Raw genomic sequence first — 18,202 nt, forward strand, 5'->3', positions numbered from 1 at the left:
GGCTGATTCATCGGCCGGCCGGCTGACGGGCCGGTCGGCGCCCCCGCGAAGCGAAGGCACCCCCCTCCCGCTCGCCCCTCCGGCTCACGAACTCACGTCGGCGTAGCTGTGCAGCCCGCTGATGAAGATGTTCACGCCGATGAGGTTGAACAGCAGGCAGGCGAACGCGATGAGCTGCACGATCGTCGCCGCCCGGCCGCGCCAGCCCGCCGTGACCCGCGCGTGCAGGTAGGCGGCGTAGGCGACCCAGGTGATGAACGCCCAGACCTCCTTGGGGTCCCAGCCCCAGTAGCGGCCCCACGCCTTGTCGGCCCACAGCGCGCCGGCGATGACGGCGAACGTCCACACCGGGAACGCCAGGACGATCACCCGGTGCGCCACCCGCTCCAGGTCGGCCCGCGACGGCAGCCGTGACAGGCCGTCGCCGCGCACCAGGTAGAGGATGCCCGCGACGCCCGCGAGGATGAACAGGCCGCTCGCCAGGATCGCCGCCGTGACGTGGATGGCCACCCAGTACGAGTTGAGCGCCGGCACCACCGGGCCCGCGGCCGTGTAGAGCACCTTGACCGCGAAGCCGAGCCCCAGCGTCGCCGTCACCATCACGAACGCGCCGAGGAAGCGCGCGTTCTGCCGGAACTGGATGGCGAGGAACGTGGTCACCGCGGCGAAGCAGATCGCCACCACGAACTCGTACATGTTGCCCCACGGCCACCGGTCCACGGACAGGCCGCGGGTGACGATGGCGGCGAGGTTGGCCGCCCAGCCCAGCCAGCCCAGCCCGAGCGCGGCGACGCCCGCCTTGGGCGCCCAGCTCGGCGGCTCCACCCCGGCGGGTACGGCCGCGTCCGCGTCGCCGGTGTCGCCGCCGCCCACGGTGACGGGCACCTTGGCGCGGGCGGCCGGAGCGTCGGCCCGGGCCCGCCCGAAGGCCAGCTCCAGCGCGAAGCCGACCATGGAGAACAGGTAGAGCAGCACCGCGGCGACGACGAAGAGGTCGCTCACCTCGGCCAGTCGGTCAGCGGACATCCTTGTCTCCAGCAGATAGAACCTTCACGATGTCGTCGAACTCCTCGGCGAAGCCCGCGGCGGAGCCCTCGGTGCGGGTCAGGCCGCCCACCTCGACCGCGCCCTTCTCGCCGGCACCGTCCTTGCCGCCGATCCGCACCCACACCCGGCGGCGGCGGATCGTCAGCGACGCCGCGATGGACACCGTCGCGAGGGCGGCGGCCAGCAGCGCGGGCACCCGGCCGGGGTCGTAGGCGACCTGGAGGGTGATCCATTCCTTGACCCCGGTGAACTGCAGCTTGCCGGCGCCGTTCGGCAGGTCGAGCGACTGGCCCACGGGCAGCGGCTTCGGCACGGAGGTGCCCATGACGAGCGGCTTGAGCTTCTTCATGAGGTCCTGCGGCGCCAGCTGGTACACCGACTGGGGGCGGCCGGAGCGCACGCCGAAGTCGCCGGTGAACGCGCCGAGCACCTGCACCTCGGGCTGGAGCTCGCCGGGGAAGGCGGAGGCGTAGGTGCCGTCGGTCAGCGGCACGCTCGTCGGCAGGAACCTCAGCAGGAAACCGAGCTGCCCGGGCCGGGCGTCGGGCGCCTTGACCACGCAGCCCGAGGTGAGGGTGGGCTTGTGCTCGATGAGGCACGGCACCGGCCCGTCGAAGGCGACCTGCCCCTGGCCGTCGGTGACCTTGAACACGGGCGCGTAGCCGTGCCCGATGAGGTACGTCTGCGTGCCGTTGATCTCCAGCGGCTCGTTGACCTTCAGCTCGTAGTCGCGCGCCGGCGCCGTCGGCGAGTCGTTGACCCGCAGGTACGCCGAGTAGTCGAGCTCCTGGCCGCGCTTGTCGCCCTGGACCTGGTAGGTGGCCTTGAAATCTTTCAGCTCGAACGAGAACGGCTCCAGCGACTCGGCCGACACCTCGCGGCCCGGGATGAACCGGTCGTAGTTGGCGACGGTGTTGGCGAAGCCGTCGCCCTCGACGACGAGCACGTTGCCCCGGTAGCCGTACAGGGAGCCCATGCCGACCGCGACGAGCAGGCCGAGCAGCGAGATGTGGAAGAGCAGGTTGCCCGTCTCCCGCAGGTAGCCCTTCTCGGCGGCCACCCATCCGTCGCCGGTCTCGACCCGGAAGCGGCGGGCGCGCAGCCGCCGGGCCGCCTCCTCGACCGTCAGGTCGCCGGCGAAGGCGGCGTGGTGCGGCAGCCGCGCCAGGTTGCGCGGCGCGGCGGGCGGCCGGCGGCGCACCTCACGGAAGTAGGTGGCGGTGCGCGGGATGATGCAGCCCACCAGCGAGGTGAACAGCAGCAGGTAGATCGCGGCGAACCAGACCGAGGTGAAGACGTCGAAGAGCTGGAAGCGGTCGTACCACTCGGCGAGGGCCGGGTTCTGCTGGAAGAGCCGCGCGACCTTGTCGGGCTCGACGCCGCGCTGCGGCACCAGCGAGCCGGGCACCGAGGCCAGCGCGAACAGGAACAGCAGGATGAGGGCCGTCTTCATGGAGGTGAGCGTGCGCCAGGCCCAGCGCGCCCAGCCCAGCGCGCCGAAACCGGCGGGCCGCGGCGCCTGCTCCTTCTCCAGCTCCTTGACCGCCATCAGATCACCGGCCTGAACCCGCCGACGAGCCCCTGCATGCTTGCGATCATCTCTCCCCACAGGCCGGTCACGAGCAGCAGCCCGACGGCGACCATCATGCCGCCGCCGATCCGGGTGATCAGCCGGCTGTGCCGGCGGACGGCGCGGAACGTGCGCAGCGCCTTGCTGTAGGCCAGGGCGGCGGCCACGAACGGCAGCCCCAGCCCCAGCGCGTACGCCACGGCGAGCAGGGCGCCCCGGGACGCGCTGCCCTCGTTGAGCCCGAGCGCCAGCACCACGGCCAGCGTCGGGCCGATGCACGGCGTCCAGCCCAGCCCGAACACCACCCCGAGCAGCGGCGCGCCGGCCAGCCCCGCGGCCGGCAGCCGGTGGATGCGCACGTCGCGCATGAGCCCGGGCACCACGCCCAGGAAGGCCAGCCCGAGCAGGATCGTGACGACGCCGAGCACCCGCGTGATGACGTCCGCGTTGACCATCATCATCGAGCCGAGCCCGCCGAACAGCGCCCCCCCGGCGACGAACACCACCGCGAACCCGGCCACGAACAGCGCCGTGCCCAGCACGAGCCGCCCCCGCTTCGGGTCGGCGCTCATGCCGGTCACGTACGACAGGTAGCCCGGCACCAGCGGCAGCACGCACGGCGACAGGAACGACACGACCCCCGCGAGGACCGCGATCGGCACGGCCAGCAGCAGCGAGCCGGAGGCGACGACGTCACTCATCGCGCACCTTGGTCACGGTGTCCATCAGGTCCTGGTAGCGCACGGCGCCGAGCGCGCGGGCGGCGATGCGGCCCTGCTCGTCGATCACCAGCGTGGACGGGATGGCGGCGGGCGGGACCGTGCCCTGGAAGGCCAGCGCCACCTTGCCCGGCTGGTCGAAGATGCTCGGGTAGCCGGTCTGCTCGGTGCGCTCGAAGGCCAGCGCGTCGGCCTGGCGGTCCTTGAAGTCGATGCCGACGAACTCGACGCCCGAGCCCTTGGTCTTGGCGGCGACGTCCTTGAGCACCGGCGCCTCGGCCCGGCAGGGCCCGCACCAGGACGCCCAGAAGTTGAGCACCACGACCTTGCCCTTGTGCGCGGCGAGGGAGGCGGTGCCGCCGTCGAGCGTCTGCCCCTGGATCGCGGGCGCGGCCTTGCGCTCGGCCGCGGCGAACACCTGCATCGTGCCGTCGCCGGCGACGAAGCGCGTGTCGCCCGCCTGGGGCTGCCCGTTCTGGCTGCCGGCGCAGCCCGTAGCCGTTACGGCCAGGACGGCCACGAGGGCGAGCGGGCCGGCGGAACCGATGGAGACGGACTTCGCGCGCACGGGGAAGATCTCCTTGCACTACAAGCGGTAGAGCTTGCAACTCTACCGGCGGGACCGGCCGCCCAGGACGCTGGGGCGCCGCGGGAGGATCAGGCCCCCGGGATCGTCGGCCCCTTGACGAGCGAGCCGGCCGGCTCGCTGTAGCCGACGCTGACCAGGCGGTTGCCCTCGAACGTGAATGTGGTGAGGCTGGCCAGCGCGCACTGCCTGCGCCGCGGGTCGTGCCAGAGTCTGCGGCGCCCCTCGGCCGCCATCCGGATCGCCCAGATGGGGAGCTGGTGGCTCACCAGGACCGCCTCATGGCCGCGCGCCGCGTCCCTGGCCTCCTCCACGATCGAGCGCATCCGCTTGATGATCACGGGGTACGGCTCGCCCCAGGACGGGCGCATGGGGTTCCAGAAGTAGCGGTAGTTGCGCGGGTTGCGGAAGATCGTCAGCCCCTGCCCGACCATGCGGCCTTCGAGCAGGTTGGCGGCCTCGATCAGCCGCTCGTCGGTCGTGACCTCCAGGCCGAGCGTCGCCGCCAGGGGTGCCACGGTCTCCTGGGCGCGCTCCAGCGGGGAGCAGTAGAGGGCGACGATGTCACGTGAGGCCACCGCCTTGGCGACGGTCTCGGCCATCAGCCGGCCGGTGTCGGACAGGTGGTATCCGGGGAGCCGGCCGTAGAGGATGCCGTTGGGGTTGTGCACCTCGCCGTGACGCATCAGGTGGACGACGGTGGTTTCAGCCATGATGAGCCACAGCCTATCCGCTCCGCCCTTGACGCCGGCAGCGTGGTTCCCGGCGTTTCAGACGGTGGCCCAGGCGTTCTCGTGGGTGCGGCTGGCGTGGGTCAGGGCGTCGACCGCGGCCCTGATGGCGGGGCGGCGGGCCGCGTCCGTGCGCCAGATCGCGTAGATCCGCCGCGACTGCCGGGGCAGCAGCGGCACGACGGTGGCCCCCTCGGGCACGAGGTCCCTGCCCAGCCTGGGGATGATCGCGCACCCGAGGCCGGCCGCGACGAGGGCCATCTGCGTCGGGTACTCGTCGGCCATGCAGGAGATGTCCGGCTCCAGGTCGGCGCTGCGCAGTGTGAAGACGAGCCAGTCGTGGCAGACCGTGCCGGGCGAGGAGCTGATCCACTGCTCTCCGCTCAGCGCGGCCAGCTCGATCTCCCTGCTGCCCGCGAGCGGGTGGCCGCTGGGCAGCACCACGTCGGCGATGTCGTCGAGCAGCGTCGCCTTGGACAGCCCGTCGGGGATGGCCATCGGGCGGTTCATCCAGTCCTGGATGACGCCGAGGTCCAGCTCGCCCCGCGCCACCTCGCGCACCACCCGCTCGGGATCGCGCTCGTTGAGCACGACCTGGAGGTCGGGGTGGCGGGCGCGCAGCCCCGTGAGCGCGCCGGGCATGAGCCCGCGGGTCGCCGTGGGGAAGGCTCCCATCTGCAGGCGGCCCACGACCGCGCCGCGCAGCGCCTCGAAGTCGGCCTCGGCGGTCTCCACGAGGGCGAGGATGCGCTCGGCGTGCTCGGCCAGCAGGCCCGCGGCGTCGGTGAGCCGCACCCCCCGGCCGTTGCGCTCCACCAGGCGGGCGCCGGTCTCGCGTTCGAGCTTGGCGATCTGCTGGGACACCGCCGAGGGCGTGACCATGAGGGCGTCGGCCGCCGCGCCCACCGATCCGTAGACGTGGACGGCATGCAGAGCCTTGAGCCGGTTCAGGTCCAACATGTAAGCCAGCCTAAAGGGTTTAGCGTAGAAAGTCTCGCTTGTCCTTCACTCTGTAGCGTTGGAAAATATATGCATGCGAATCCTTAAGCAGAAGAAGCAGTCCGCCCCCTCGTTCTCCTACCTCCAGACCCTGGCCGAGCAGGCCAAGGAGCAGCGCGTCCGCTACCGGAAGCCGCGCGCTGCGTGACCCCGCGTCACCTGGCGCTCGCCATCGGCCTCGCGGCCGTATGGGGCGTCAACTTCGTGGTGATGCAGGTGGGCCTGCGGCACTTCCCGCCGCTGCTGTACGCCGGGCTCAGGTTCGCCCTCGCCGGGTTCCCCGCCCTGCTCCTCGTGGGGCGGCCCCAGGTGCCGTGGCGCTGGGTCGCCGGCGTCGCAGCGGCGATCGGGGTCGGGCAGTTCGGCCTGCTGCTCATGGGCATGCGGGCCGGGATGCCCGCCGGGTTGACCTCCCTGGTGCTGCAGGCCCAGGTGGTCTTCACCGTGATCTTCGCGGTGCTGCTGCTGGGCGAGCGGCTCACCGCGCGGCGCGCGACCGGCCTGGCCGTGGCCTTCGCCGGGCTCGCCCTGGTCGCCTTCGACTTCGGCCTCTCGGGGCCCGCCGGCGCCTTCGCCCTGTGCGTGGCGGCCGCGGCGGCCTGGGGCCTCGGCAACGTCATCCAGCGCAAGGCCGCGCCGCCCGACTCGCTGCGGTTCATGGTGTGGGTGAGCGCCCTGTCGGCGCCCCCGCTGCTCGCGCTGTCCCTCCTCGTGGAGGGCCCGCCGCGCCTCGCCGTCCCGGCGGAGGGCTGGCTCTCTCTGGCGTACGTCGCCTTCGTGTCCACGCTGGGCGGATTCGGCGTGTGGGGCTACCTGCTGCGCCGCTACGACGCCTCGACCGTCGCGCCGTACACACTGCTCGTGCCCGTCTTCGGCCTGTCGTCCGCGGCCCTGCTGACGGGCGAGCCGCTGTCGTGGCCCAAGCTGGCCGCCGGGGCGCTGATCGTGGCGGGCGTCCTGTACGCGGGGAGCCGCCCCCGTTCCCGGGGGCACGCCTCCCTGTCGCCGGCGCCCTCCGCGCCGCGGACGCCGGCGCCACGCCCCTGACCCCCGCTCGGCCGAGCCGGCCGGGGTCCCGCGGCGGGGTCATGCCGTACGGGCACGGTCCCAGGTCTCGCTGGTCCTGAAGTACGTGTCGTAGAGCTCCTGGACCTCCAGCAGGCTCTCCGGCGGCACCTTGCCGTACGCGATGCGCTCCAGGTGGCGGAAGTACTCGAACCGCTCGACGCCCGGCGTGATGACGATGAGCAGGTCCGCGTCCTCGCCCGGCGCGGCGGCGAAGGCGTGCGCGACGTTCGGCGGCACGACGACCAGGTCACCGCGCTCGGCCGTCACGACCTGCTCGCCGGACAGGAGCTGGGCGGTGCCGTCCAGCACGTAGAACAGCTCGGCCGATCCGGCGTGGTGGTGCGGCTTGGCGCCGTCGGCGCCGTCGGCCAGCGTGACGCGCTGGGTGGACAGCGCGCCGCCGGTGGAGCCGCTGTCGGCCAGCAGGCGGATGGTGGTCGGGGCCCGGCCGATCACCTCGGCCTCGGCGGAGCGGACGATCACGGACTCGCTGAAGCTGGGGACGACGAGAGACATCTGGGGACTCCTTGCGTTCGTAGGGGGGTTGCGACTCAGACGAGGAAGAGCAGGACGGCGCTGACGAGCACGGCCACGGCGGTGGCGAAGTGGATGCCGAAGGCCACCGCCTTGGTGCCGCCGTGACGCAGGACGATGACGGTGTCCACCAGCGGCAGGAGCGCGACCACGAGCATGAACCACGCCTCGGCGCGCACTCCCACGAAGAACAGCAGGGCCAGACCCACGAGGCCGTAGGTGACGTCACGCATGCCCTTGATCGTCAGGTAGGCGGAGTCGCCGTCCTTGGCCGGGACGCCGTAACCCGCGGCGGCGGCCTGGGGTTGCGCGAGGAAGCGGATGCCGATGAAGAGGATGAGCAGGTCGAGGACGACAGCGAGCCCGTAGGCGATGGGGGTGAGCACGACGATCTCCGTTCGATACGTTTTCTAGCGGCGCTAGCAACGAGATCGACACTATCAGAGCGTAGACAGGAACGCTAGCGACGCTAGAGTCGAGGTATGTCGATTCGGACGCGCCGAGAGCGCGAGCGTGCGGAACGCGAGCGGCTGATCATCGAAGCGGCCCGGGAGATCGTCGAGACCGAGGGATGGGCGGCGGTGACCACCCGCCGCCTCGCCGAGCGCGTCGAGTACAGCCAGCCGGTGCTCTACAGCCACTTCAAGGGCAAGGACGCCATCATGGCCGCGGTCGCCGTGGAGGGGTTCGCCGACCTGGCCGCGGCGTTGCGCGCGGCCCGCGCCACGGCCCGCGAGCCCACGCGGGCCCTGGCCGCCGTCGCCTCCGCCTACTCCGCGTTCGCCGAGCAGCGGCCCGCGCTGTACGACGCCATGTTCAGCCAGGCCGTGGACCTGCCGTTCGCCACGCTTGAGGCGCCGGCCGCCCTGCACGCCACCTTCGACGAGCTGCTCGAAGCCGTCCGGCCCGTGGCGGGCGACGACGACCCGGGCCTGCTGGTGGAGACGCTGTGGAGCGGCCTGCACGGGCTGGCGACGCTCACGCGGGGCGGCAGGCTGCCCTGCGAGCAGCATCCCCAGCGGGTCGCCCTCCTCCTGCGCCGCTTCACCCGCTGAGACCCCACGCCGGCGCGGTCGGCAACAAATGCCCTTTACGGGTTAGGCGGCCATTCATTCGCCGACAGCGGCCTTCGCGAATATGGTCGGCAATCAAGGTCATCTGAGCCTAAGATGCCCTTCATGCGTTTAACCCCCCTTGTTGTGGCATGCACGCTTTTCTCCCTTCTGCTGTCCGGAACGGCCCAGGCATCCGTTTACCCCATCAGGGACCCGGACCTCACCAAGAACAAGCTGTACGCCACCGGCGACCTCGAACCGCGCCGATGCCGCGAGCGGGACGTCAAGCGCAACGACGTGCCCTCCGCCAAGCGGTACCTCACGACGGTGCTGAACTGCCTCAACGCCTCCTGGGGGGCTCATTTCGAGCGCGCCGGCCTGCCGTTCAGGAAAGCCAGGATCGGATTCATCACCAAGCCGCGGCGATACTGCGGGCACGCCTGGGGCAAGTACACCGCGGCGACATACTGCGGCGCCGAGCGGCGCTTCGTCGTCCTCCTCGATGACGACACCCTCGACGATCCCTGGGACCTGTTCCTGTTCCAGGTGGCCGCGCATGAATACGGCCACCATATTCAGAACATCACCGGTATGGACGCGGCGTTCGACCGCTACCCGTACAAGGGGAAGAAAGAGCTGAACGAGCAGATCCGGCGCTACGAGCTCCAGGCCGAGTGCCTGGGCGGCGCGTTCGTCGGCAGCGTCTGGGCGTCCCTGGACCGCACGGAGGACGACTGGAAGGACCTCCTGTACGTGACCCGGCAGAGCGGCGACGAGTGGACCAAGGCCGCCGACCACGGCAAGGGCCGCAACATGGCCGCCTGGCTCGACAAGGGCTTCCGCGCCGCCTCGCCGCAGGCGTGCAACACCTGGACGGCACCGAGTTCCAAGGTCTCCTGACCGGCCGCCCCCGATGATGGCGTGCGACGCTCTGTCGGCGGGCGCCGAGGAGAGCCCCACCCGCGGGTCGCGACGCAGGTTGCGGGCCTTTCGGTAGCCGGACCGGGTGAGGGCTACCGGGCCGCGGCGGCGGCCTTGGCGGCGACGGGCAGGGCCTCGGCCACCCGGCCCACGGCCTCCTCGTCGTGCGACGCCGACAGGAACCACGCCTCGTACGCCGACGGCGGCAGGTAGACCCCCTGGTCCAGCATCGCGTGGAAGAAGGCGCGGTAGGCGGCGACGTCCTGGGTGCGGGCCTGGTCGAAGTCCGTCACGTCGGCGTCGGTGAAGAAGATCGAGAACAGGTTGCCGGCCCGCTGCAGCCGGTGCGGCACGCCCTCGGCGGCCAGCGCCTCCGAGGCCGCCCGGCCGACCTCCAGGGCCGCGGCGTCGACCCTGGCGTAGACGGCCTCGTCGAGGAGGCGCAGCGTGGCCAGGCCGGCGGCGACGGCCAGCGGGTTGCCCGACAGCGTGCCCGCCTGGTAGACGGGCCCCTCGGGAGCGAGGTGGGCCATGACGTCGGCCCGGCCGCCGAAGGCCGCCGCCGGCAGCCCGCCGCCCATGACCTTCCCGAACGTCATCAGGTCGGCCTCGACCGGGTCCAGGCCGTACCAGCCGGCGGGTGAGACGCGGAATCCGGTGAGGACCTCGTCGACGATGAGCAGCGCCCCGTGGGCGGTGCACAGCTCGCGCAGCCGCGCGTTGAAGCCGTCGCGCGGCGGGACGACGCCCATGTTGGCGGGGCACGCCTCGGTGATGACGCAGGCGATCTCGGCCGCCGCGAACGCCGCCTCCACCGCCTCGATGTCGTTGTACGGCAGCACGATGGTGTCGGCGGCCGACGCCCCCGTGACGCCCGGCGTGTCCGGCAGCCCGAACGTCACGACGCCCGAGCCGGCCGAGGCGAGCAGCGCGTCGACGTGCCCGTGGTAGCAGCCCGCGAACTTGATGATCTTGGAGCGACCGGTGAACCCGCGGGCCAGGCGCACGGCGCTCATCGTCGCCTCGGTGCCGGAGCTCACCAGGCGGACGCGCTCGACCGGGCCGACCCGGCCGACGATCTCCTCGGCCAGCTCGACCTCGCCCTCGGTGGCCGTGCCGTACCCGAAGCCGTGCGAGACCGCCTCCGACACCGCCTCCACGACGGCCGGGTGGCGGTGGCCGAGGATCATCGGCCCCCAGGAGCAGACGAGGTCCACGTAGCGGTTGCCGTCGACGTCGGTGACGTAGGGGCCCTCGCCGGACGCCATGAATCGCGGGGTCCCGCCGACCGCGCCGAACGCGCGGACCGGCGAGTTGACGCCTCCGGGCACGAGGGCGCGGGCGCGGTTGAACAGATCCTCGGACTTCTGTGTACGGCTCACGCGCTCCAGGTTAGCCGTGGGGGGCCGTGGTGCCCCGGCAGGCCCGTCTCCTCGTACCCCGAAATATGTAGACATGATCGGCCGGTGAGAGGAGGACACCAGCGCAGCGCGTCCGCGACGATCGACACCGTGACCACGCCCGCATCCCGCCTCACACCCACCGGCCTGTTCACCGGCCTGGCCCTGGCGACGTTCGCCGCGGCGTACGCCGGGCTGATCGCGACCGGCCACACCGGCGTGACCCCCTCCGCGGACCCCGGCGCGTCCCAGCTCTCCCTGTGGGGCGCCGCGCTGCCGCCGCTCGCGGCGATGGCGCTGGCCCGCCTGGTGCCGCCGAGAAGGGAGCCGCCGGCGCCGCTGGCCGAGCTGCGCAGGGACCGGCTGCTCAAGGAGGCGTGGGCGCTCGTGGCCGCGGCCGTGCTCTTCGCGTGCGTGGCCCCGATCGCGCGCGGCGGCCTGGACCTGCTGTATCCGCCGGTCAAGGTCCTGCTGCTGCTCGTCGTCCCGCTGGTCGCCTTCCGGGTGTTCCGCGGGGACGGCCCGAAGGCCAGGGCGATCCCCGCGCCGGTCACCTGGCTCGCCCCGCTCCCCGCGGTCGTCGCGTGGTTCCTGCTGGCGCAGGTCAGCCCGCTCGCCGTGCCCCTGAGTCAGGACCTGCCCGACCCGGTCACCCTCGCCGTGGCCTCGCTCGTCACGCTGCTCACCGCGAGCGTGCTGGAGGAGATCTTCTACCGGGGCTGGCTGCAGACCCGGCTGGAGGCGCTGTACGGCCGGTGGCCGGCCGTCATGGCGTCGGCGTTGCTGTTCGCGTCCCTGCACACCAGCCACATCCCGCCCGCGGCGCCCGCGCTCGGCGTGGCGACCATCGTGGCCTTCCAGGGCGTGTTCGGGCTCATGCAGGGCTACCTGTGGGCGCGCTACCGCAACATCTGGGCGATCATCCTGATCCACACGCTGGTCAATCTGGTGTACGTGCCGATCCTGCTGGGCCGCTGACCCGCTCGCGACGTTGCCGACGCTACGTTCAACGGAATAACGTCCCCTCATGCCCAGAGGAACCTCGGAAGTCAGCGAGCCGATGTACTTCGTGCTCGCCGCGCTGCGCGGCGGCCCGCTGCACGGACACGCCATCAGCAAGTCGATCCAGGATCTGTCGGGGGGCCGGGTCCAGCCCTCGGTCGGCACCCTCTACGGCATCCTGGAGCGGCTCAACGAGCGCGGTGTCATCACCGTGGACCGCGAGGAGACGGTCAACGGCCGCAACCGGCGCTACTTCAGGATCACCGACGAGGGCCAGGCGCTGGTGGAGGCCGAGGCCAGGCGGATGCAGGCGGCCGCCTCCCTCGTCCTGCGGCCGTCCGGCGCATGACGGCGTTGGAGCGGCGTTACCGCAGGCTGCTGCTCGCCTATCCCAGGAAGTACCGCGCGGCGCACGGGGACGAGCTGCTCGACGTCCTGCTGGAGTCCGCCGGGCCCGGCCGCTCGTACCCGGAGCTCCGGGAGACGTGGGGCCTGCTCGTGGGCGGCGTCCGCAGCCGGATCGTCCACCAGGCGACGGGCAGCGCGTGGGCGGACGGACTCCACCTGGGCGTCACGGCCGTGGCCGCGGCGAACCTGGCGGCGCTGCTGCCGTACGTGGGTTCGCTGCCGGCGTGGACGCTGCTGTCGGCGCTGGCGCTGCTGGCGACCCTGCGCGGACGGGTGCGCGCGGCGATCCCGCTCACCGCTGTCGTCGCCGTCAAGGCGGTCGCGATCGCGGGCGGCCGGCCGATGCTCGACCTCACCCTGCTGCCGGTCACCCCGTCGTGGCTCGCCGACCGGGGCCTGTTCGCGTCGAGCAGCCCGTTCGTGGTGGGAGCGGGATACGCGGTCGCGCTGTCCGGCCTGGTGGTGCTCGCCTGGCGCGGGCAACCGCTGCGGGCCAGGTCATGGTGGTGGTGGGCCGCGGTCGTGGCCGTCGCCTGGGCCGGGCCGCAGTGGCTTCCTGAGGACAACACGGTCCCGCTCAGCCTGAGCCGGGTGGCGGTGGAGCTGGCGGCGCTCGGGCTGGCCGCGACGGGCGCGTACCTGGCCCGTGACCTGCGCTGGGCACTGGCCTCGGGCGTCTACCTGCCGGTCGCCTCCGGCGAGCTGATCCTGCACGTGAACGGGCTGACCAGGCAGCACACCGCGTACTGGGGCCTGCTGGTCGTGCTGACCCTGGTCTCCGCCCTCGCCCCGTACCGGCAGCGGAGGCATTGCCTGGATTGACCATACTCCGTTCAACGGAGTATGGTCCTCGCCATGCTCACACGATCCCGTCCGGCTCTCGCCGTGCTCGGCGTGGCCGCGCTGGCGGTCCTCGGCGGCTGCGGGAGCGCCGCCGAGAGCGCCCGCCCCGCCCCGTCGAGCACGCCAGGCGCCGCGTCTCCCATGGACAAGCGACACCAGCTCGAAGCGGCCAAGGCCGACTGCATGAAGCAGCAGGGCTTCAAGTACGTCCCACACGTGACATCGCAGGGGCCGGAGACCGAGGAGTCACGCAAGCGCACCTCCGGCGACTACCAGGCGCTGCGGAAATACCGCGAAAAATACGGTTTTGGGGTGTTCGCCATGCACGTCTACCCCAAGGAGATGGGCAACCCGCAGGTCAAGCCCGACGACGCCGAGATCGACCCCAACTGGAAGATCCAGACCGGGCTCTCCGAGGCGCAGACGAAGGCTTACCGGAAGGCCAAGGACACCTGCATGACCACGGCGGTCGGCCAGGTGCTCGGCCTGAAGGTGAAGTCCGAGATGGATCTGTACAACGCCCAGAACCGGGCCATGAACCGAGCGCTCAAGAGCGCGATCAACGGCGACCCCGACATGGTGGAGCTGGCCGCCGCCATGGCCACGTGCCTGAAGGGCAAGGGCTACACCGTCGGCGACACCTCGCCGGTCGCCATGAACGAAAGCGGCCAGAAGGCGTTCCTCGCCCAGGAGGACAAGCTGGGGCGCGAGCAGCTCGACGACGTGCCCGACGTCGCTCCGCCGGTGAAGGACGGTGAGCTGCCGATGACGTACGCGCCGACGCTCACCCCCGAGCAGGCCAGGCCGTACCTCGCCAAGGAGATCAAAGCGGCCCTCGACGACCTGGAGTGCGGCAAGGACTTCTACCGGGCGTACATGCCGAAGCAGGCCGCGATCATCCAGCAGATCAGCGACCAGTACGGCACGTGACGCGCCCGTGAAGTCCCCCCGCAAGCTCCTCGCCGGCGTCCTCACCGGCGTCGTGGTCGTCGCCGGCGCCGGTTGGGCGGTCAGCACCCGGCTGCGCTCCCCCGCCGACGAGGCGGCCCGCCGCGCCGCGCCGAACCCCTCACTCGTCACCGCCGCCGTCGAGCGCCGCAAGCTCGTCAGCACCGTCGTGGTCAGCGGCACCCTGGAGTACGGCTCGCCGCTGCCGATCAGCCTCGCCGGAGTGGTCGGCGGCACCGCCGAGCAGCAGCGGGTCACCCGGGCTCCCCGGCAGGGCCGGCTGGCCGAGGGCGCGGTGCTGATGGAGGTCAACGGCCGGCCGGTGTTCGCGCTGCGCGGGTCCGTGCCCATGCACCGCACGATGGCGCCCGGCACGAAGGGCGACGACGTCGAGCAGTTGCAGCGGGCGCTGCGCAGGCTCGGGTACGGCGCGCGGGTCTCGGGCGTCTTCGACCGGGCGACCGCCGCCGCGGTGACCAGGATGTACGCCAGGAAGGGGTACGAGGCCCAGCGGCCCACGCTCGCCGACCGGCAGGCGTACGACACGCTGCGCCGCGCCGTGCAGACGGCGGAGGAGACGCTCGCGACCGAGAAGCAGGCGCTCGACCAGGGACGCGACGTCCTGCCGCTGAAGCTCAAGGTCCGCAACGCCGAGGCGGACCTGACGTCGGCGCAGAGCGCGCTGAAGGCGGCCTCGGGGCGGCGGCTGACGCCCGAGGACGACGCCAGGCTGGCGGCGGCCGACGCGGCCGTGCGCGCCGCGGAGGAGAAGCTGCTGGAGGCCCGGCAGGCGCTCACCGCGGCCAGGAGCCGGCCCACCGGAGCCCCGACCGGAGCCCCGGAGGGCACCCCGACCGGCACTCCCGCGGCCACGCCGCAGCCCACCACCGCACCCACCGGGCCCCCTGCCGACACGTCGCTGCCGGAGCTGAGGGTGGCCAACGCCGAAGCCGATCTGGCGGCGGCCCGAGAGGCCCATGGCCGGATCCTGGAGGAGGCCGGGCTGACCCGCGAGACGAAGGCGGAGGAGCTGCGCAAGGCCGTGCGCGTCGCGAAGGAGACGCTGGCCACGGCCCGGCAGGCGCTGCGCCAGGCCAGGCAGCTCTCCCCCACCAGGCTCAAGGTGTCCAACGCCCGGAAGGACGTGGCGGCGGCCCGGGCGATGCTGGCCGAGTTCGCCCGCACGTACGGCACGTCCGTCCCGCCCGGTGAGGTGGTGTTCCTGCCGAGGCTGCCCGCCCAGGTGCGGAAGACGTCGGTGAAGGCCGGGCAGCAGATCGAGAAGGAGGTCGCCACGGTGACGGGCTCGACCTTCACGGTGACGGGCTCGGTCGAGGCCGCCGAGTCCGGCCTGCTGCGCGCGGGCATGGAGGCGGCCGTCGAGCTCGACACGGGCCGGACGTACCCGGCGACGCTCACCGCGGTCGGCGAGGAGGCGAAGCAGCCCGGCAAGGAGGCGCCGGCGGACGGCGCGCAGCCGGTGCTGCTGACGCCGGCCTCGGCGAAGGGGCTCAAGGGCCTGTCGGGCACCGCGGTCACGGCCAGGGTGACGGTCGGCGCGACCGGCGAGCCGGTGCTGGTCGTGCCGGTGGCCGCCGTGACCACGTCGGCCGACGGCAGGGCCCGCGTACGGGTCGAGTACGCCACCGACCGGACCAGGGACGTGGAGGTGCGCACGGGCCTGACCGCCGACGGCGACGTCGAGGTCACCGGCGCGCTCAAGGAGGGCGACCGGGTGGTGGTGGGCGTTGCCTGAGCAGGCCACCGAGCAGCCGGGCACCGAGCAGCCGGTCATCGAGCTGGCGGGCGTGTGCCGGGACTTCCCGGCGCAGCCGCCGGTCCGCGCCCTGTCGGACGTCTCGCTCCGGGTCGGCCGGGGCGACCACCTGGCGATCATCGGCGCCTCCGGGTCGGGCAAGTCCACGCTGCTCAACGTGCTGGGCCTGCTCGACCGGCCCACCTCGGGCAGCTACCGGCTGGACGGCACGGAGACCACGACGCTGCGGGAGGCGGCCAGGACCAGGCTGCGCGGCGAGCGCCTCGGCTTCGTCTTCCAGGCGTTCCATCTGCTCGCCCACCGCAGCGTCCTGGAGAACGTCATGCTCGCCGAGATCTACACCAGGCGGCCGCGCGAAGGCCGGCGAGACCGGGCCCTGGCGGCGCTGGAGCGTGTCGGCCTCGGGCACCGGGTGGACTTCCCGCCCGGCCGCCTGTCCGGGGGCGAGCGCCAGCGCACGGCCATCGCCAGGGCCCTCATGGCCGAGCCGTCGCTGCTGCTGTGCGACGAGCCGACGGGCAACCTCGACAGCCGCAACACCGAGGCAGTGCTGGACCTGTTCGACGAGCTGCGGGCGGAGGGCCTGACGATCGTGGTCATCACGCACGAGCAGGAGGTCAGCGAGCGGGCCGGGCGCCGGGTCCGGATCACCGACGGCATCCTCGTGGAGGAGTGATGGACGTCCGCGACCTGATCGGCGAGGCCGTCGCCGGCCTGCTCGCCAGGCCCGTGCGCTCGGCGCTCACCACGCTCGGCACCGTGCTGGGCATCACCACGCTGGTCGTCACGCTCGGCGTGGCCGCCACCGCGGGCAACCAGATCGTCGGCCGCTTCGACGAGCTGGTGGCCACGGCCATCACGGTCGAGGTGCCGGCGGCCGGGCACGTGCCCCTGGTGGAGTGGGACGCGATCGACCGGCTGACCAGGCTGCGCGGCGTGGTCTCCGCCGCCGCGCTGGCCGAGGACAGGGACGGCGCCAACCGGTCCGTACGCTCCAACGACCTCGTGGACCCGGCCAGGGTCACCACACAGAGCCTGACCGTGCTGGCCGCGTCCCCCGGGCTGCCGGAGGCGGTGCGCGGCCGGATGGTGCGGGGCAGGTTCTACGACGCCGGGCACGTCGCCCGCGGCGACAGGGTCGCGGTGATCGGCGACCAGGCGGCCAGGATGCTCGGCGTCACCCGGCTCGACCGCGCTCCGGCGATCTTCATCGACGGGCACGCCTACACGGTCGTCGGCGTCCTCGGCGACCTGCGCCGCGAGCGGAACCTGAGCACCTCGGTGATCGTGCCGCCGACGGCGGGCCGGCGCTTCGGGCTGGGCGACGTCTCCCGGGTGCTGGTCAACACCGAGCTGGGCGCCGCGGGGCTCATCGCCCGGCAGGCCCCGGCCGCGCTCAGCCCCGGCAACGGCGCCATGCTGCAGGTGGTCGCGCCGCCCAGCCCGACGAGGGCCAGGGACAAGGCGCAGGAGGACGTGAACGCGCTCTTCCTCATCCTCGGCCTGGTCTCGCTGCTCGTCGGCGCGGTCGGCATCGCCAACGTCACGCTCGTCACCGTCATGGAGCGGGTCGCCGAGATCGGCCTGCGCCGCTCGCTCGGCGCGGCCAGGCGGCACATCGCGGCCCAGTTCCTGCTGGAGTCGACGCTGACCGGGCTGACCGGCGGCGTCATCGGGGCGAGCGCGGGCATGGTCGCCGTCGTGGCCGTCTCGGCGGCCAAGGAGTGGACGCCGCTCCTGGACGTACGGCTGGCGGTCGCGGCGCCGGTGGCGGGCGCCCTGGTGGGCCTGCTGGCCGGGCTCCACCCCGCGCTGCGGGCCGCCCGGATGGAGCCGGTGGACGCGCTCAGGTAGCGGCCGGCCGGGTCAGTCGGCCAGCCACTCCAGCACGCGCAGCGGGTCGGGCAGCGGGCGGCCGTCGGGCGGGCGCAGCCAGGATACGGACCGGCCGTCCGGCAGCGAGGACGGCGGGGCCAGGACGTAGCTGTCGCGGCAGTGCCAGCGCAGGCCCGGCGTGTCGTCGATGGTGGCCGGGTCGCAGTCGAGGTGGCAGGACCACCACTCGTCCTCGTCGTCCGGGTTGCCGCGGGTGGCCACATAGAACAGGACCCGGTCGCCGTTCGCGGCGACCGGGCCCGAGTGCGCTTGCGCGTCGTCGATGCGGGACAGGGCCGTGAGGCCCGTCGTGAGGGGTACGTCGAAGACGTCGAACACGCGTCCGGTGGGCAGGATCACGTTGGCCTGGGGCTCGTGCTGCCACCAGCGGGTGAGCTGGGCGGTGTCCGTCGTGGCCTGGAGGTGCCAGGCGGGCGAGAGCGGATGCGCCCCGGGGTCGGGACAGCCGACGCGGTCGCACGAACACGCCCGGGCGCCCTCGCGCAGGGGGTAGGCCCCCGGCACGCTCGGCCACCCCAGGGCCGCGTAGTCCAGAACCGAGTCGATCCGAGCCGGCATCGACCGTTTTCTGGTACGCCGAGTCAGCGGTGCCCCCACCATGGTGTCTCCCGTCGCGTCGTGCCTGAAGGGATCCCGGCTCCTGGCCCGGCTTCTCGACAAGGGCTCACGCGGGACACACCAGCACTAGTCATCACAGT

At 72.6% G+C, this 18,202-nt stretch carries 20 protein-coding genes; 10 read left to right on the forward strand and 10 right to left on the reverse strand.

Translation table 11 applies throughout. The features are described 5' to 3' along the window. Window positions 1-84: 84 nt before the first annotated feature. From ccsA to ACIBG4_RS33820, 6 genes are all read right to left on the reverse strand, one after another. Window positions 85-1,026 (reverse strand): cytochrome c biogenesis protein CcsA, encoded by a 942-nt coding sequence (gene ccsA / locus ACIBG4_RS33795; protein WP_397205564.1) that lies wholly within the window; start codon window positions 1,024-1,026, stop codon window positions 85-87. Continuing rightward, window positions 1,016-2,596: a cytochrome c biogenesis protein ResB gene (locus tag ACIBG4_RS33800; protein WP_397205566.1), complete on the reverse strand. Its 1,581-nt coding sequence runs from the start codon at window positions 2,594-2,596 to the stop codon at window positions 1,016-1,018. Before ACIBG4_RS33800 ends, ccsA begins: the two co-directional genes overlap by 11 nt. Beyond that, on the reverse strand, window positions 2,596-3,318 hold the full coding sequence (locus ACIBG4_RS33805; protein ID WP_397205568.1) for a cytochrome c biogenesis CcdA family protein: 723 nt from the start codon (window positions 3,316-3,318) through the stop codon (window positions 2,596-2,598). The genes ACIBG4_RS33800 and ACIBG4_RS33805 overlap by 1 nt, the downstream gene beginning before the upstream one ends. Then, a complete protein-coding gene (locus ACIBG4_RS33810) occupies window positions 3,311-3,904 on the reverse strand; it encodes a TlpA disulfide reductase family protein (RefSeq protein WP_310707244.1) in 594 nt (197 codons plus the stop codon). Before ACIBG4_RS33810 ends, ACIBG4_RS33805 begins: the two co-directional genes overlap by 8 nt. An 89-nt stretch (window positions 3,905-3,993) precedes the next feature. Continuing rightward, complete coding sequence (locus ACIBG4_RS33815; protein ID WP_397205570.1) at window positions 3,994-4,635, reverse strand: histidine phosphatase family protein; 642 nt, start codon at window positions 4,633-4,635, stop codon at window positions 3,994-3,996. Between the two features lie 57 nt (window positions 4,636-4,692). Further along, window positions 4,693-5,613, reverse strand: a complete 921-nt coding sequence (locus ACIBG4_RS33820) for a LysR family transcriptional regulator (RefSeq protein ID WP_397205572.1) — start codon at window positions 5,611-5,613, stop codon at window positions 4,693-4,695. 183 nt (window positions 5,614-5,796) lie between these two features. Here ACIBG4_RS33820 and ACIBG4_RS33825 point away from each other — a divergent pair, with 183 nt between their 5' ends. Beyond that, window positions 5,797-6,699 carry an EamA family transporter gene (locus ACIBG4_RS33825; protein ID WP_397205574.1) on the forward strand — a complete coding sequence of 301 codons (903 nt, stop codon included), beginning with the start codon at window positions 5,797-5,799 and terminating at the stop codon, window positions 6,697-6,699. Window positions 6,700-6,738: 39 nt separating this feature from the next. On the opposite strand, the gene ACIBG4_RS33830 is transcribed toward ACIBG4_RS33825, so the two are convergent. Together ACIBG4_RS33830 and ACIBG4_RS33835 are read right to left on the reverse strand one after the other, a co-directional pair. Next, entirely contained in the window at window positions 6,739-7,236 is a 498-nt protein-coding gene (locus ACIBG4_RS33830; protein ID WP_310707248.1) for a cupin domain-containing protein, read from the reverse strand. A 35-nt stretch (window positions 7,237-7,271) separates the two neighbouring features. Next, window positions 7,272-7,640 carry a DUF4267 domain-containing protein gene (locus tag ACIBG4_RS33835; protein ID WP_397205576.1) on the reverse strand — a complete coding sequence of 123 codons (369 nt, stop codon included), beginning with the start codon at window positions 7,638-7,640 and terminating at the stop codon, window positions 7,272-7,274. A 96-nt stretch (window positions 7,641-7,736) separates the two neighbouring features. Here ACIBG4_RS33835 and ACIBG4_RS33840 point away from each other — a divergent pair, with 96 nt between their 5' ends. Next, window positions 7,737-8,309: a TetR/AcrR family transcriptional regulator gene (locus tag ACIBG4_RS33840; RefSeq protein ID WP_397205578.1), complete on the forward strand. Its 573-nt coding sequence runs from the start codon at window positions 7,737-7,739 to the stop codon at window positions 8,307-8,309. A gap of 123 nt (window positions 8,310-8,432) precedes the next feature. After that, window positions 8,433-9,209, forward strand: coding sequence for a neutral zinc metallopeptidase (locus ACIBG4_RS33845; RefSeq protein ID WP_397205580.1), 777 nt, complete (start codon window positions 8,433-8,435; stop codon window positions 9,207-9,209). Between the two features lie 113 nt (window positions 9,210-9,322). On the opposite strand, the gene hemL is transcribed toward ACIBG4_RS33845, so the two are convergent. Then, window positions 9,323-10,612 (reverse strand): glutamate-1-semialdehyde 2,1-aminomutase, encoded by a 1,290-nt coding sequence (gene hemL / locus ACIBG4_RS33850; RefSeq protein WP_397205582.1) that lies wholly within the window; start codon window positions 10,610-10,612, stop codon window positions 9,323-9,325. 84 nt (window positions 10,613-10,696) lie between these two features. Between hemL and ACIBG4_RS33855 the strand changes: the two genes are divergently transcribed. The 7 genes from ACIBG4_RS33855 to ACIBG4_RS33885 are packed head-to-tail and all read left to right on the forward strand — an operon-like array spanning window position 10,697 to window position 17,462. Continuing rightward, window positions 10,697-11,608 (forward strand): lysostaphin resistance A-like protein, encoded by a 912-nt coding sequence (locus ACIBG4_RS33855; RefSeq protein WP_397205584.1) that lies wholly within the window; start codon window positions 10,697-10,699, stop codon window positions 11,606-11,608. Between the two features lie 49 nt (window positions 11,609-11,657). Next, a complete protein-coding gene (locus ACIBG4_RS33860) occupies window positions 11,658-11,981 on the forward strand; it encodes a PadR family transcriptional regulator (RefSeq protein WP_397205586.1) in 324 nt (107 codons plus the stop codon). Continuing rightward, the gene (locus tag ACIBG4_RS33865) at window positions 11,978-12,862 is read left to right on the forward strand and encodes a hypothetical protein (RefSeq protein ID WP_397205588.1); all 885 of its coding nucleotides are present in this window, start codon (window positions 11,978-11,980) and stop codon (window positions 12,860-12,862) included. The genes ACIBG4_RS33860 and ACIBG4_RS33865 overlap by 4 nt, the downstream gene beginning before the upstream one ends. A gap of 33 nt (window positions 12,863-12,895) precedes the next feature. Next, the gene (locus ACIBG4_RS33870) at window positions 12,896-13,813 is read left to right on the forward strand and encodes a hypothetical protein (RefSeq protein WP_397205590.1); all 918 of its coding nucleotides are present in this window, start codon (window positions 12,896-12,898) and stop codon (window positions 13,811-13,813) included. A gap of 7 nt (window positions 13,814-13,820) precedes the next feature. After that, the gene (locus tag ACIBG4_RS33875; RefSeq protein WP_397205592.1) at window positions 13,821-15,587 is read left to right on the forward strand and encodes a peptidoglycan-binding protein; all 1,767 of its coding nucleotides are present in this window, start codon (window positions 13,821-13,823) and stop codon (window positions 15,585-15,587) included. Next, window positions 15,580-16,284 (forward strand): ABC transporter ATP-binding protein, encoded by a 705-nt coding sequence (locus tag ACIBG4_RS33880; protein WP_397205594.1) that lies wholly within the window; start codon window positions 15,580-15,582, stop codon window positions 16,282-16,284. The genes ACIBG4_RS33875 and ACIBG4_RS33880 overlap by 8 nt, the downstream gene beginning before the upstream one ends. Beyond that, window positions 16,284-17,462, forward strand: a complete 1,179-nt coding sequence (locus ACIBG4_RS33885) for an ABC transporter permease (protein ID WP_310707259.1) — start codon at window positions 16,284-16,286, stop codon at window positions 17,460-17,462. The genes ACIBG4_RS33880 and ACIBG4_RS33885 overlap by 1 nt, the downstream gene beginning before the upstream one ends. A 12-nt stretch (window positions 17,463-17,474) precedes the next feature. Here the strand turns inward: ACIBG4_RS33885 and ACIBG4_RS33890 are convergent, their stop codons facing one another. Then, window positions 17,475-18,104 (reverse strand): bifunctional DNA primase/polymerase, encoded by a 630-nt coding sequence (locus tag ACIBG4_RS33890; RefSeq protein WP_397205596.1) that lies wholly within the window; start codon window positions 18,102-18,104, stop codon window positions 17,475-17,477. Window positions 18,105-18,202: the final 98 nt, after the last annotated feature.

Origin of the sequence: Nonomuraea sp. NPDC050383, from assembly GCF_044459125.1 — a bacterium.
GTDB lineage: Bacteria > Actinomycetota > Actinomycetes > Streptosporangiales > Streptosporangiaceae > Nonomuraea.